Source organism: Mesorhizobium newzealandense, from assembly GCF_042682145.1.
Taxonomy (GTDB): Bacteria; Pseudomonadota; Alphaproteobacteria; order Rhizobiales; family Rhizobiaceae; genus Mesorhizobium; species Mesorhizobium newzealandense.
Map to the genome: position 1 here is coordinate 470,466 of NZ_JBHUGZ010000030.1, position 13,798 is coordinate 484,263.

At 62.9% G+C, this 13,798-nt stretch carries 14 protein-coding genes; 8 read left to right on the plus strand and 6 right to left on the minus strand.

Going from position 1 to position 13,798, the window contains the following annotated elements; genetic code table 11:
- Positions 1–114: 114 nt before the first annotated feature.
- From rplI to rpsF, 3 genes are all read right to left on the minus strand, one after another.
- Positions 115–699, minus strand: a complete 585-nt coding sequence (gene rplI / locus ACFSOZ_RS36290) for a 50S ribosomal protein L9 (RefSeq protein WP_379106268.1) — start codon at positions 697–699, stop codon at positions 115–117.
- A 220-nt stretch (positions 700–919) separates the two neighbouring features.
- Positions 920–1,168 (minus strand): 30S ribosomal protein S18, encoded by a 249-nt coding sequence (rpsR, locus tag ACFSOZ_RS36295; protein WP_006203718.1) that lies wholly within the window; start codon positions 1,166–1,168, stop codon positions 920–922.
- Positions 1,168–1,659, minus strand: a complete 492-nt coding sequence (rpsF, locus tag ACFSOZ_RS36300; RefSeq protein ID WP_352868182.1) for a 30S ribosomal protein S6 — start codon at positions 1,657–1,659, stop codon at positions 1,168–1,170. The genes rpsR and rpsF overlap by 1 nt, the downstream gene beginning before the upstream one ends.
- A 458-nt stretch (positions 1,660–2,117) precedes the next feature.
- On the opposite strand from rpsF, the gene ACFSOZ_RS36305 reads away from it, so the two are divergent.
- The gene (locus ACFSOZ_RS36305; RefSeq protein WP_379106270.1) at positions 2,118–3,764 is read left to right on the plus strand and encodes a pilus assembly protein TadG-related protein; all 1,647 of its coding nucleotides are present in this window, start codon (positions 2,118–2,120) and stop codon (positions 3,762–3,764) included.
- Positions 3,765–3,812: 48 nt separating this feature from the next.
- Here the strand turns inward: ACFSOZ_RS36305 and ACFSOZ_RS36310 are convergent, their stop codons facing one another.
- A complete protein-coding gene (locus ACFSOZ_RS36310) occupies positions 3,813–5,765 on the minus strand; it encodes an LTA synthase family protein (RefSeq protein WP_379106640.1) in 1,953 nt (650 codons plus the stop codon).
- A gap of 253 nt (positions 5,766–6,018) precedes the next feature.
- On the opposite strand from ACFSOZ_RS36310, the gene fabD reads away from it, so the two are divergent.
- From fabD to gmk, 7 genes are all read left to right on the plus strand, one after another.
- Positions 6,019–6,960 (plus strand): ACP S-malonyltransferase, encoded by a 942-nt coding sequence (gene fabD / locus ACFSOZ_RS36315; RefSeq protein ID WP_379106272.1) that lies wholly within the window; start codon positions 6,019–6,021, stop codon positions 6,958–6,960.
- A gap of 60 nt (positions 6,961–7,020) precedes the next feature.
- Entirely contained in the window at positions 7,021–7,758 is a 738-nt protein-coding gene (fabG, locus tag ACFSOZ_RS36320) for a 3-oxoacyl-[acyl-carrier-protein] reductase (RefSeq protein ID WP_379106275.1), read from the plus strand.
- A gap of 212 nt (positions 7,759–7,970) precedes the next feature.
- Positions 7,971–8,207 carry an acyl carrier protein gene (locus ACFSOZ_RS36325; RefSeq protein ID WP_006203723.1) on the plus strand — a complete coding sequence of 79 codons (237 nt, stop codon included), beginning with the start codon at positions 7,971–7,973 and terminating at the stop codon, positions 8,205–8,207.
- Between the two features lie 34 nt (positions 8,208–8,241).
- Positions 8,242–9,504 (plus strand): beta-ketoacyl-ACP synthase II, encoded by a 1,263-nt coding sequence (gene fabF, locus ACFSOZ_RS36330; RefSeq protein ID WP_379106277.1) that lies wholly within the window; start codon positions 8,242–8,244, stop codon positions 9,502–9,504.
- Positions 9,505–9,606: 102 nt separating this feature from the next.
- The gene (gene mltG, locus ACFSOZ_RS36335; RefSeq protein ID WP_379106278.1) at positions 9,607–10,869 is read left to right on the plus strand and encodes an endolytic transglycosylase MltG; all 1,263 of its coding nucleotides are present in this window, start codon (positions 9,607–9,609) and stop codon (positions 10,867–10,869) included.
- Positions 10,870–11,024: 155 nt separating this feature from the next.
- Positions 11,025–11,915, plus strand: a complete 891-nt coding sequence (locus tag ACFSOZ_RS36340; protein ID WP_379106279.1) for a YicC/YloC family endoribonuclease — start codon at positions 11,025–11,027, stop codon at positions 11,913–11,915.
- 3 nt (positions 11,916–11,918) lie between these two features.
- A complete protein-coding gene (gene gmk, locus ACFSOZ_RS36345) occupies positions 11,919–12,575 on the plus strand; it encodes a guanylate kinase (protein WP_095086392.1) in 657 nt (218 codons plus the stop codon).
- A gap of 6 nt (positions 12,576–12,581) precedes the next feature.
- Here the strand turns inward: gmk and ACFSOZ_RS36350 are convergent, their stop codons facing one another.
- Both ACFSOZ_RS36350 and rsmA read right to left on the minus strand, forming a co-directional pair.
- Entirely contained in the window at positions 12,582–12,875 is a 294-nt protein-coding gene (locus ACFSOZ_RS36350; RefSeq protein ID WP_379106281.1) for a DUF1330 domain-containing protein, read from the minus strand.
- Between the two features lie 67 nt (positions 12,876–12,942).
- Complete coding sequence (gene rsmA, locus ACFSOZ_RS36355; protein ID WP_379106283.1) at positions 12,943–13,776, minus strand: 16S rRNA (adenine(1518)-N(6)/adenine(1519)-N(6))-dimethyltransferase RsmA; 834 nt, start codon at positions 13,774–13,776, stop codon at positions 12,943–12,945.
- Between the last annotated feature and the right edge of the window lie 22 nt (positions 13,777–13,798).

Below are 13,798 nucleotides of genomic sequence, written 5' to 3' on the forward strand. Positions count from 1 at the left end.
CGAAAAGTTCCGTTTGGCACAAAAATGCCCGGGCAAGGGGCCCGGGCATTGGTCCAGTGGGTAGGATGCCGACAAAGTGATTAGAGCGTAGCTCCAATCCCTTGAGACGTATGATTAGGCGTTGTCTTCGCCGCCTTCGAACTCGGTGTTCGGATCGAAGAAGTTTTCCGGCCGGGCGTTGTCGTTGATGTCGTCGCCGTAGATGGCTTCGGCGGTGGTCAGCGTCTCGCCCTTGGCCTGGCGTTCGGCCTCGTCGGCCGTGCGCGCGATGTTGAGCGTGATCGTGACTTCGACTTCCGGATGCAGCGCGATCGCCACATTGGTGAGGCCGATGGTCTTGATCGGCTGGTTGAGCAGGATCTGGTTGCGATTGACCGTGAAACCTCCCGCCGTCAGCAGCTCGGCGATGTCGCGGGTCGAAACGGAACCGTAGAGCTGACCGGTCTCACCAGCGGAGCGAACGGCGATGAAGCTCTTGCCGTCGAGCTTTTCGGCGATCTCGGTGGCTTCCGACTTGCGCTCGAGGTTGCGGGCTTCGAGCTGGGCGCGCTGGCCTTCGAACTTCTTCTTGTTGGCTTCGTTGGCGCGCAGCGCCTTGCCCTGCGGCAGCAGGAAGTTACGGGCAAAGCCGTCCTTGACCTTGACGGTATCGCCCATCTGGCCGAGGCGGGAAACGCGTTCGAGAAGAATGACTTCCATGGTTTTGTTCCTTCGGTTGGGCGCCAATCACCGGGATCGACGCCGAATGTTTTGGGAACAGGTCAGGAAGCTTGGGCGCATTGGCGCCGGTGTCGCTGTCCTGCCTGTTCAGGCAGTTAGGATCTCTTTTTGAAATCCAACCCGGGATTTGATGTTCGACCCGGTCACGCCCGTCGTGGCCGGTGAAAAAAGCGGGCGGCAAGCCGCCCGCTCGAAAGTCCTAGCGAACCACGTAGGGCAGCAGGCCGAGGAAGCGGGCGCGCTTGATCGCCTTGGCGAGTTCGCGCTGCTTCTTCTGGCTGACGGCGGTGATGCGCGACGGCACGATCTTGCCGCGCTCGGAAATGTAGCGCTGCAGGAGACGCACGTCCTTGTAGTCGATCTTGGGCGCGTTGGCGCCGGAGAACGGGCAGGTCTTGCGGCGGCGATGGAACGGGCGCCGGGTCGGGATCTGGTTGATGTCGACCATTATTCTGCACCCCCTTCAAAGCCTTCGCGCGGACGGCGCGGACCACGATCGGCACCGGCGTCGCCAAACGAGCGCGGCGGACGATCGCCACGATCACGGTCGCCGAACGAGCGCGGGCCACGATCGCCACGGTCGCGGTCGCCGAAGCCGCCGCGTTCAGAGCGCTCTTCGCGCTTCTGCATCATGGCCGACGGGCCTTCCTCATGCGCCTCGACCTTGATGGTCAGGAAACGCAGCACGTCTTCGGACAGGCCCATCTGGCGCTCCATCTCGTTGAGGGCGGCCGGCGGGCAGTTCAGGTCCATCAGCGTGTAGTAAGCCTTCCGGTTCTTGTTGACCCGGTAGGTGAGGGACTTCAGTCCCCAATTCTCGACCCGGCCGACGGACCCGCCATTCGCGGAGATGACGCCCTTGTACTGTTCGACAAGCGCATCGACCTGCTGCTGCGAGAGGTCCTGCCGGGCAAGAAACACATGTTCGTAAAGAGCCATTATGATTCAGTGCCTTTCTTCGTTTCTCTCCCGGTTCCCGGCGGCAAAAGCCTCTGCAACTTCTCTGACCCGCAAACCCTCGAAGGGCACGGGGAAGAAAGGAGCATCACGAGACGGTCGAGAGCGGAGACACGGGAGGCGGAAGCACTTCTGGCTTCACACGAAGGGTTTTCGAAAAAAACCTCCGGCCCTCCGTTCAGCCCCCAGCTAGGACCGGCAGATTGGGGGCGTCTATACAGCAATCCGCCCACAACGCAAGCGCAAGCGGCCTTCCCTTGTGTCGCAGGGGCTGAAAAATCAAGCAGCATCAACGGTCAGGCTTTGTGATTCCTGCAACCAGGCCTTAACCACACTGTCAGGTTGTGTGCAGTTGAGCCGTCGCCGTCAACGGCCGATTCATCATGGGAGGCGCAAAAGCCGGACAACCGCGCACAAAGCGGGGAGCATTTGGGGGTAAGATGCTTTTCAACAAGTTCTGGCGCTCGACGAGCGGCAATTTTACGCTTGTGCTGGGCTTGGGGTTGCCGGCCATCATCACGGCTATCGCCTTCGCAACCGATGTCTCCACCCTCATGCGGGCTAGGAGCAATCTGCGGAATGCCCTCGATGCGGCAAACCTTGCCTCTTCGCATCTTGGCGATCTCGACATCACCCGCAATGACGCTTTTGACCGCTATTTCCAGGCCAACATCGCCGGCCACGGCGAACTCGGCAATGCGAAGGCGACGTTGACCGTCGACAGGGGTATCAACTTCGTCAAGACGAAGGCGGTGGCCTCAGCCGACGTCAATCTGAACTTTGCCTTCCTGTTCGGCAACACCAAGCACATCGAGGTCGATGCCGCCGCCGTCGAATCGAACAACCAGCTCGAAGTCGTGCTGGTGCTGGACAATACCGGCTCCATGGCCGGCGCGCGCATGACGGCGCTGAGGACGGCGACGAATTCGTTGCTCAACACTCTCGAAGCGGAAAAATCGCCGACGCGCGATATCCGGGCCTCGCTGGTCCCGTTCGTCACGGCCGTCAACGTCGATGGCGACGAATTCGACCCGTCCTGGATCGACATGGACGGCAAGCCTTCCATCAACGGTGTCAATTTCCCGGTCATCGACGGCAAGCGTCCCCATCATATGGCGCTTTTCAAGCAGCTCAAGGAGACCGGATGGACTGAATCCGGATGGAACGGCACCGGCTGGAAAGGCTGCGTCGAGGCGCGGCCGGGCGCCTACAACATTTCCGACAGCCCGCCTGACCCGGCAAAGCCCGACACGCTGTTCGTTCCGTATTTCGCGCCGGACGATCCGGAAGATGCTCAGATGCCGTCTGGCTCCTACGGCAATTCGAGCAAGTACTACAACAATTCCTATCTCGACGACGTCAGCGACAAGGTCAAACTCGCCAAGAACAAGGACAACCTTCTCGGCATCGATCTTAGTGATCTCGTCGGCGATTTGTTGACGCCCGGCAAGTCCGCCAAGGAAAAGATCGCCAAATATGTTGCGCCCGCCAAGGAGCTCATCACCGAGACGGGCTCCCCCATCACCGTTGGCCCGAACCGCGCTTGCCCGACACCGGTCGTCCCCCTGACCGACGATTTCGACAAGCTGCGCAAGGCAGCAAGCCAGATGACCGAGTGGAACGGTTCGGGGACCAATGTCTCCGAAGGCCTCTCGTGGGGCATGCGGGTGCTGTCGCCCGGCGCGCCCTACACCGATGGAGCGCCGTGGAAGACGCCTGGCGTCAGCAAGATCGTGCTGTTGCTGACCGACGGGGAGAACGTCGTCTATGGCGCCAGCGAACAGCCGACGAAGTCCGACTACACGTCCTATGGCTATCTGGCGGGTGGCCGTTTCGGGTCGGACAACCAGACGACCGCGGCGCGCAATGTCGACGGCTGGACCAAAAGCGTTTGTACGCAATTGAAGAACGAGGGCGTACAGATCTACACGATGGTGCTGCAATCCGACACCGCCGCCAACCGCGCGCTTTACAGTGCCTGTGCCTCGGACCCCAGCGGCTATTATGCCGTCAACGATCCAACCAAATTGCCGGACGTATTCCAGCAGATCGCCAACAAGTTCTCGAAACTGCAATTGACGAATTGAACGCGTGACCCGAGGGCGCCGGGCGGGATCCTGACGGGATCGAGTGGCTCAACTCGTGTGAGCGACGACCTTGTCGACCGTTTCGGGGAAGAAATCCGGTGCCGCGAGGCGTTTGCCGAACATCATGTCGTATTGCAACAGGCGGAAATCGCGGATCTGCGGGTCGATCTCCTTCTGCCGCGCCCAGTCGGGCGTTGCCTCACCCGCCGGCGTCAGCAACAGGTTGCGGTCGACGACGCGGTAGCGCTCGCGCATCTCGCCGAGGAAGCCCGTGTAGTAGGGGTGGGTGATGCCGGCGGTGGTGAGGATATGGTAGGGCAGGAACGCCGGGCTCACCGCGCCCAGATTCTCGACCGGACCGGAGCGGTTCGACCAGATGATCAGCGGCGTCTGGTGATGCTCAAGTGCGGCTTCCGGTGTCGGTTCCTTGCGCGGCGCGACATTGTCCTTCAGGAAACCGGTCTCGACATAGACCGGCCCCAGCGGCGGCAGATGGTCGCCGAAGAAGGCAATCACGGTGGGACGGGAGCGTTTCTTCGCCCATTCGACAAGGCGCTCAAGGCCGCGATCGGCGTCGGCTGAGCCCTCGGCATAGCTGAGCAGCGATTCGCGCGCCCACTGGCTGATCGGTGCCTGCACCTTGTGTGTCGGATTGTAATAGCGGTTCGGCTCGTAGGGACCGTGGTTCTGCAGGCTGACCGCAAAGAAGAACACCGGTTCGTCGCTGGCGTCGGCCTCGCTGATGATCTCGTCGGTCATCGCCGCGTCGGAGGCCAGCGGCCCGCGCTTTTGCATGGGCGGCAGCGTCTCTTCGGATTTGAAATCGTTGAAGCCGAAATCGGCATAGACCGCGCCGCGGTTCCAGAACCAATTGGTGCCGGGATGGATGGCGCGCGCCCGGTAACCCTCGCTCTTGAGAAAAGTCGCGAGCGAAGGCGTCGGTGTGCGCACATATTGCTGATAGGGAATGCTGCCGGCCGGCAGGAATGCGTTGGAGAAACCGGTCAGCGCCTCGAACTCGATGTTGGCGGTCATGCCGCCGAATTCGGGCGAGAACATCGAGCCGGAGCGCAGCGCCCGCACATTGGGGATAGGGTCGGGCGTGATGGTGACGCCGGGCAGCTTGGTCGGATCCCAGAAGGATTCGCTCATGACGATGATGATGTCGGGCTTCTCGGCCGGCACCGAGGCGGTCACATCCGTCCGGTCGATCGCTGCGACTGCCTTGTCGGAATAGCCCGGCGGTGCCGAGACATGCGCCATCGGCACGTTGAGGGCAAAGGCCAGAGCAAAACCGTTGGAGGCATAGTTTTCCTTCTGGTCCCACATGATCGGGATGATCTGCAGCCGGTCCCTGGTCCAGGAGAAGGTGGCGTAGTCCATGATCGAAACGAAGAAGGCAAGCAGCGGCACCGCCAGCGTCAGCCGCGCAAGGCGGCCCTTGCGGCTGAGCGCCGGAACCTTGCGGCGCCACAGCCGCCAGCCATAGACGAGCAGCGACAGGCCGGCGACGATACCGACGACCATGGCGAGCGCGGTCATCGGCCGGTCGCGGACGAGGAGCGGCAGCAGCGCGAAGATCTGGCGGGCATAGAGGAAATCGGTGGGATAGAGCGGATCGCCGAGATAGTGTGACTTCTGGTGGCCGACGAAGGCAAGGGAAAGGGTCAGCGGCGCGACGATCATCAGGCTCTGGTGGCTGCGGCCGAGCACGGCATCGAGGCCGATCAGGATCAGCGCAAACACGACGATCGTGGTCCAGCCCGGCTTGAGCGGCTGCAGGAAGAAGGAGACCGTGCCGGCAAAGTCGCCACGCACGATCAATTCGATGGCAAACACCAGGACGGCCGCGATTGCCAGGCTGATCAGTCCATAGCGTACGACCGGCCATGTCCTGCCCGGCAGATAGCCGGTGGACGGATCGTCTTCCAGGAACTGTGGCGCGGCCTTGGCGGCGCGTTTCGAACTCTTTGTCACCTTAACTTCCCCACCCAGCGACAAACATGTCACTCGATTGTCATATTATTGTCACCGAAAGCTAGCGCCTGTGGCGGAAATAAGAAGAGCCAGCAAACGATTCGTGAGCGGTTTTCATCAGGAGTGATCGCCAGGAAGCCTTTTGGAACAGGCATTCGGCCGGCGATGGTGCCGCCGGGTAGGGTCGAACTGGGCTTGACTTGGCGGCCTGCCTTGCGTCACAGGCAAGAAAAACTCGACTATCAGGCAAGCAAAACCAGCCCTTGGGAGCCCACGCATGGCCGTTGCATTCACTTTCCCCGGACAAGGCAGCCAGGCTGTAGGCATGGGCAAGGATCTCGCCGAGGCCTTTCCCGAGGCGCGCAGGGTCTTCCAGGAAGTTGACGACGCGCTCGGCGAGAACCTGTCGAAGCTGATCTGGGAAGGGCCGGAGGAGACGTTGACGCTGACCGCCAATGCGCAGCCGGCCCTGATGGCGGTGTCGCTGGCCGCGATCAGGGCGCTGGAATCGCGCGGCTTCTCGCTGAAGGACAAGGTTACCTATGTCGCCGGCCATTCGCTGGGTGAGTATTCGGCGCTCGCGGCCGCCGGCTTCGTCTCGGTTGCCGATGCCGCCCGGCTGTTGCGCATCCGGGGCAATGCCATGCAGGCGGCAGTGCCGGCCGGCGAGGGCGCCATGGCGGCGATCATCGGACTGGAACAGGCTGACGTCGAGGCCGCTTGCGCCGAAGCCGGCAAGGGCTCTGTCTGCCAGATCGCCAACGACAATGGCGGCGGCCAACTTGTGATTTCCGGTGCCAAGGCAGCGGTCGAACTGGCGGCAAGGCTCTGCACGGACAAGGGCGCCAAGCGCGCGCTGATGCTGCAGGTCTCTGCGCCTTTCCATTCGGCGCTGATGGCGCCGGCCGCGAACGTCATGCGGGATGCCCTGGCTGGCGTGGCCAAGAATGTGCCGGTCGTCCCAGTCGTCTCCAACGTGTCGGTCACGCCTTCGATCGACCCCGACGAGATCGCGCGGCGTCTGGTTGAACAGATTACTGGCCGGGTTCGCTGGCGCGAGACGGTGGAATGGTTCGGCGCAAACGGCATCACCACGCTTTACGAGATTGGCGCCGGTAAGGTGCTTTCAGGCCTGGCGCGGCGCATCAACCGCGACATCGCCACCGCGTCGGTCGGCTCCGCGGCCGATGTCGAGGCGGCACTGGCGACGCCTGCTTAATCGAATGCCATTTGACCCCACCCGTGCGAAGGGTGTTCTCTTCTCAATCAGGAGACAAAAATGTTCGAATTGACTGGCCGCAAGGCACTCGTCACCGGCGCATCGGGGGGCATTGGCGAGGCGATCGCCAGGGTGCTGCATGCGCAAGGCGCCATCGTCGGCCTGCATGGCACCCGCGTCGAGAAGCTGGAGACGCTGGCCGCCGAGCTTGGCGACCGGGTCAAGCTGTTCCCGGCCAACCTGTCGAACCGCGAGGAGGTCAAGGCGCTCGGCCAGAAGGCGGAGGCCGATCTGGAAGGTGTCGACATCCTGGTCAACAACGCCGGCATCACCAAGGACGGCCTGTTCGTGCGCATGTCTGACGCCGACTGGGACACCGTGATCGAGGTCAATCTGACCGCCGTGTTCAGGCTGACGCGCGAACTCACCCATCCAATGATGCGCCGCCGCCACGGCCGCATCATCAACATCACCTCGGTGGTCGGCGTCACCGGCAATCCCGGCCAGACCAACTACTGCGCCTCCAAGGCCGGCATGATCGGTTTTTCCAAATCGCTGGCGCAGGAGATCGCCACCCGCAACATCACCGTCAACTGCGTCGCCCCGGGCTTCATCGAATCGGCGATGACCGGCAAGCTCAACGACAAGCAGAAGGAGGCGATCATGGCGGCGATCCCGACGCGCCGCATGGGCACCAGCGCTGAAGTCGCGTCCGCCGTTGCCTATCTTGCCTCCAACGAAGCCGGCTACGTCACCGGCCAGACCATCCATGTGAATGGCGGCATGGCGATGATTTGAACGAGGTCCGGCGGAGTTGTTGCCGGCTTGTGAAAAGAGACCATTTCGGCTTGGACCTCGGCTATTTTTCGTGTAATGCGGCCCGCAACCCGGCGGTTCGGGCAAAAACCGGTCCGTGGCCGTTGCGTTTCCGGCAGGACCATCTTTCAGCTTGATTAGCGGCATTCTGCCCGCTAACGAAGACAGACAAACAAAAGACGAGGATGCCCCAAATGAGTGACACCGCAGAGCGCGTCAAGAAGATCGTCATCGAGCACCTTGGCGTCGATGCCGACAAAGTGACGGAGCAGGCGAGCTTCATCGATGATCTGGGCGCCGACAGCCTCGACACGGTCGAACTCGTCATGGCGTTCGAAGAAGAATTCGGCGTCGAGATCCCCGACGACGCGGCCGAGACCATCCTGACCGTTGGCGATGCTGTGAAGTATATCGACAAGGCATCGGCCTGACGCTTTCCGCAGTCATCACCGGGGAGGACCTGCGATGAGGCGTGTCGTCGTCACGGGCCTTGGTTTGCTGTCGCCGTTCGGCATGGGCTTCGAGCACAGCTGGAAGGAACTTCTGACCGGCCGCAGCGCAGCAAAGCGCATCACCGAGTTCGAGGTGGAGGATCTTGCCTGCAAGATCGCCCACGTCATTCCGCGAGGTGACGGCAGCAATGCCACCTTCAATCCCGAGGCTGTGCTCGAGCCAAAGGAATTGCGCAAGATCGGTGACTTCATCCTGTACGGGATTGCCGCCGCCGACGAGGCGCTGAAGGATTCCGGCTGGGAACCCAAGAGCCATGCCGAGCAGTGCGCCACCGGCGTGCTGATCGGCTCCGGCATCGGTGGCATCGAGGGCATCGCCGAGAACGCGATGATCCTCAAGGAGCGCGGCCCGCGCCGCATCAGCCCTTTCTTCATCCCGGGCCAGATCATCAATCTCGTCTCCGGTCAGGTTTCGATCCGGCACGGGCTGAAAGGCCCGAACCATGCCGTCGTCACTGCCTGTTCGACCGGCGCGCACGCCATTGGCGATGCTGCCCGGCTGATCATGTGGGGCGATGCCGACGTGATGGTCGCCGGTGGCGCCGAGGCGCCGGTAACGCGGCTGTCGATTGCCGGCTTCGCCGCATGCCGGGCGCTGTCGACTGACCGCAACGATGTGCCCCAAACAGCGTCGCGCCCCTATGACCGCGACCGCGACGGCTTCGTCATGGGCGAGGGCGCCGGTGTCGTCGTGCTTGAGGAACTCGAGCATGCCAAGGCGCGTGGCGCGAAGATTTACGCGGAGGTGACCGGTTACGGTCTCACCGGTGACGCCTATCACATCACCGCGCCCGCTGAAGACGGCGACGGCGCCTTCCGCTGCATGACGGCGGCGTTGAACCGGGCCAAGCTGACGCCCGCCGATGTCGACTACATCAACGCGCACGGCACCTCGACCATGGCCGATACCATTGAGCTCGGCGCCGTCGAGCGGCTTGTCGGCAATGCCGCGTCCAAGATTTCGATGTCGTCGACCAAGTCGTCGATCGGCCATCTGCTGGGGGCGGCGGGTGCTGCCGAAGCGATCTTTTCGATCCTTGCCATTCGCGACAATGTCGCGCCGGCGACCATCAACCTCGACAACCCGGAGCGGGAAACCGCGATCGACCTGGTGCCCAACAAGCCGCGTGCCCGCCAGATCGATGTGGCGTTGTCCAATTCCTTCGGCTTTGGCGGCACCAACGCTTCGCTGGTCTTCCAGCGCTACAATGGCTGACCGCCCGGCTGCCGGGCGACGCTTCGGTATGTCGTCAATTTTGCCATATTCGCGCCTACTCTGCCGCAGGGGATTCGTTGAGCGATCAAACGGCAGGGCGAAATGAACACTAATCCGGCCGGCAACGGAGAATTCGGGCAACGGCCGGCGACATCAGGTCCGATCATGCCGAAGACTGCAAACGAAGCGCTGCGGCCCGAGGCCGGCACGCCACCGCCGAAGCGCTCGCGGGCCTCGCGCAGCCAGATCGTCGTGTTCATGAACTTCGTCATCTCCTTGGTGATGCTGATGGTTCTGACGGCGGGCGTCGCGCTCTATTTTGGCAAGCAGGAATTCACTGAAGCTGGCCCCTCGGCCAATGGCGACACCTTCCTCGTCAAGCCGAACACCGGCGTCCAGGATATTGCCGACCAGCTCGAACGCCGCGGACTGATCAGCGACGCCCGGATCTTCCGCCTTGGCGTGCGCGCTTTCGGCAATGATTCGGCACTGAAGGCCGGCGAGTACGAGATCAAGCCCAGGGCTTCCATGCGCGACATCATGGAGCTTTTGAAAAGTGGCAAGTCGGTGATGTATTCGCTGACCGTTCCAGAAGGGCTGACGGTCGAGCAGGCGCTGCAGCGCATCGCCGACGAGCCTGCCCTGAGCGGCGATATGCCGGCGACCACTCCTCCCGAGGGCAGCCTCGCCACCGACACGCTGCGCTTCACCCGCGGCGCGACGCGCCAGCAGATGGTGGACAAGCTGCTGGCGGATCAGAAGAAGCTGGTCGAGGATGTCTGGCAGCGGCGCGCGCCGGACCTGCCGTTGGCCAATGTCGAAGAGTTCGTTACGCTGGCCTCGATCGTCGAGAAGGAAACCGGCAAGGGCGACGAGCGTTCGCGTGTTGCCGCCGTCTTCCTGAACCGGCTTGCCAAGGGTATGCGCCTGCAATCCGACCCGACCATCATCTACGGTCTGTTCGGCGGCAAGGGCAAGCCGACGGATCGGCCGATCTACCAGTCGGACATCCAGAAGCAGACGCCCTACAACACCTATGTGATCAACGGCCTGCCACCGACGCCGATTGCCAATCCGGGTCGTGCGGCGCTGGAGGCGGTGGCCAATCCGTCGAAGACCGACGACCTTTACTTCGTCGCCGATGGCACCGGCGGTCACGTCTTTGCCGCGACGCTGGAAGAGCACAATGAGAACGTCGCCCGCTATCGCGCGTTGCAGAAGAAGCAGGTCGATGACGCGGCCAAGGCCACCGGCGCCGGTGACACCAATGCCGACAAGCCGGTTGACGGCAGCAATGCCGACAAGCCGGCTGACGCTGGCGACGACAGCGGTGATGGCGGCGGCGATGCGGGCGCTGCACAGTAGGATGAAAAAAGGCGTTGCCCACCAGGCGACGCCCTGACATTTGGAAGAGCCGCGCGTCCGATTTCGACGCACCTGCGGCGCAGTCATTTTCAAGCCGCACGTGCTCCTCTCCGGACAACCGGTTTCGGGCTGATGCGCCAGGGACTTGTGGCGATATGAATTTGCAGAGCATGACCGGTTTTGCACGAGCCGTCGCCGAGCATGAAGGCACCGCGATCGCCTGGGAGGTCAAGTCCGTCAACGGCAAGAGCGTCGAGGTGCGGCTGCGGCTGCCGCAAGGCTTCGAACGGCTGGAACCGGCCGTCAGGCAGACGCTTCAGAAGCGCTTTGCGCGCGGTAACTTCCAGGCGACGCTGACCATCGGCCGTGCCGCCGGCGCGCAGGCGCAGCCAGTCGTCAACGAAGCCTTCCTGAAGGACCTGGCGGGGCTTGCCAAGCGGTTGCAGGAGCAGTTCGGCGTTGCCCCCGCGACGGCAGATGGATTGCTTTCGCTGCGCGGCGTGCTTGATATTCCCGAAACTGTCGAAACCGAAGAAGTGCGCGCCGCGCTCGACATCGCGATCATGGCCGCGCTCGAGGTGGCCCTCAAAGGGCTGGAACAGGCACGACAGGGCGAAGGTGCCGCACTGGCCTTGCTGCTGGCGGGCCACATCGATGCAATCGAGGCGCTGACGCAGCAAGCCGAGGCGGATCCGTCACGCGAGACGGTAGCAATCCGCGAACGCCTCGCCGAGCAGGTCAGGCTGCTGATGGATGCTTCCGCCAATCTGGACGTCACCCGGTTGCACATGGAGGCGGCTTTCCTTGCCACCAAAGCCGATATCCGCGAAGAGATCGACCGCCTGAAAACGCATGTTGCGTCTGGCCGGGCACTGCTTGAGGGTGGCGGTGCGGTCGGCCGCAAGCTCGATTTTCTGGCACAGGAATTTAACCGCGAATCGAATACGCTGTGCTCGAAGTCGAACGCCGCTACGGTCACCGCGATCGGGCTGGAGCTGAAGGCCGTGGTCGACCAGTTTCGTGAACAGATCCAGAATCTGGAGTAGCCAATGGTTGCCAAGGATTTAGGGTCCCGCATTCGCCGCCGGGGCCTGATGCTCGTCTTGTCGTCGCCATCAGGCGCTGGCAAGTCGACGATCGCGCGCAACCTTCTGGAGAGCGATTCCAGCCTCGAACTGTCGGTGTCGGTCACCACCAGACCGCGACGCGGCAGCGAGATCGAAGGTGTTCACTACCATTTCCGGACGATGCGCGATTTCGAGCGGCTGCGCGATTCCGACGCGTTGCTGGAATGGGCCGAGGTGCACGGCAATTGCTACGCGACACCGCGCGAGCCGGCCGAACTGGCACTGGCTGAAGGACGCGACATGCTGTTCGACATCGACTGGCAAGGCGCACAGCAGCTCAAGGAGAAGATGCGCGCCGACATTGTCTCGATCTTCATCCTGCCGCCGTCGATGAAGGAATTGAAAGCGCGGCTGAAGCGCCGCGCCGAAGACCAGGAGGCGGTGATCGAGACGCGGCTGAAGAATGCCCGCAACGAGATCGAGCACTGGAAGGAATATGATTTCGTGATCGTCAATGACGACCTCGACCGCGCCTTCGCCGAAGTGCGCGGCATCGTCGTCGCCGAGCGGCTAAGACGCGACCGCCGGCCCGGCCTGTTCGATTTCGTCTCGGGATTGTTGGACGAGAAGACGGGCTGACTGGCTTCAGGGCGCCATGCCGTCGACCAGGATCAGATTGCGGCTGAGCGCGGCATCGCGCACGTCCAGCGCCGCCGCGTACTCAGCGGAGGCGTACCAACGCCTGGCTCGTTCCATGTCAGGAAATTCGACGACGATCAGCGGTCCGGGATGCCAGTTGCCTTCCAGCGTCTCCACTTGGCCGCCACGCACCAGATAGCGCCCGCCATGCTGGGCGATGGAGGCTGCGGCGCGGGATCGGTAGGTCTCGATCGCCTCTTCGTCGCGGATCGTGACATCGGAAATGACATAGGCAGGCATTTTGGTTCTCCGGCATGTTCGCCAGATTATCTACGCTTTGACCGAGGCGATTCCAGGCCTGCCGGCGCTACACCGTGTTGGTCAGGCGCACGAACTCCTCGACGCTGAGCGTTTCGGCGCGGCGTGTCGGATCGATGCCGGCACGTTCGAGCAAGGCCTCGCCGCCGAGGCTTTTCACGCTCTGCCGCAGCATCTTGCGGCGTTGGCCGAAGGCGGCTTCGGTGACGCGGCCGAGTTTTTTCACATCGGTGGGCAGGGGTGTCGCACGCGGCTCCAGATGCACCACTGAAGAGGTGACCTTGGGCGGCGGTGTGAACGCCTGCGGCGGCACGTCGAAGGCGATTCTGGCCTGCGTGCGCCAGCCGGCCAGCACGCCAAGCCTGCCATAGGCATCGCTACCGGGTGCGGCGACGATGCGTTGGGCCACCTCGCGCTGGAACATCAGCGTCATCGATGCGTAGAAGGGCGGCCATTCGCTGACCGTCAACCAGCGCACCAGCAGCTCCGTGCCGATGTTGTAGGGCAGGTTGGCGATGATCTTCACCGGGCCACCGCCTCCCTCACTGGCCAGTGCTGCGAAATCCGTCTTTAGCGCATCGCCGGATACAATCTCCAGCCGGCCGGGATAATGATCCGATACTTCGGCGAGCGCAGCCAGACAGCGTTCGTCGCGCTCGACGGCAATGACCTGACGCGCGCCGTTGGAGAGCAATGCGCGAGTGAGCCCGCCTGGGCCGGGCCCGACCTCGATCACGGTCGCATCGGACAAGTCGCCGGCGGTGCGGGCGATCTTGCCGGTGAGGTTGAGGTCGAACAGGAAATTCTGGCCGAGCGCCTTCTTTGCCTGCAGCCCATGACGCTCAATCACCTCGCGCAGCGGCGGCAGCCCGTCGATGCTCATGCGCGCAGGCTCAGGCAGGAGG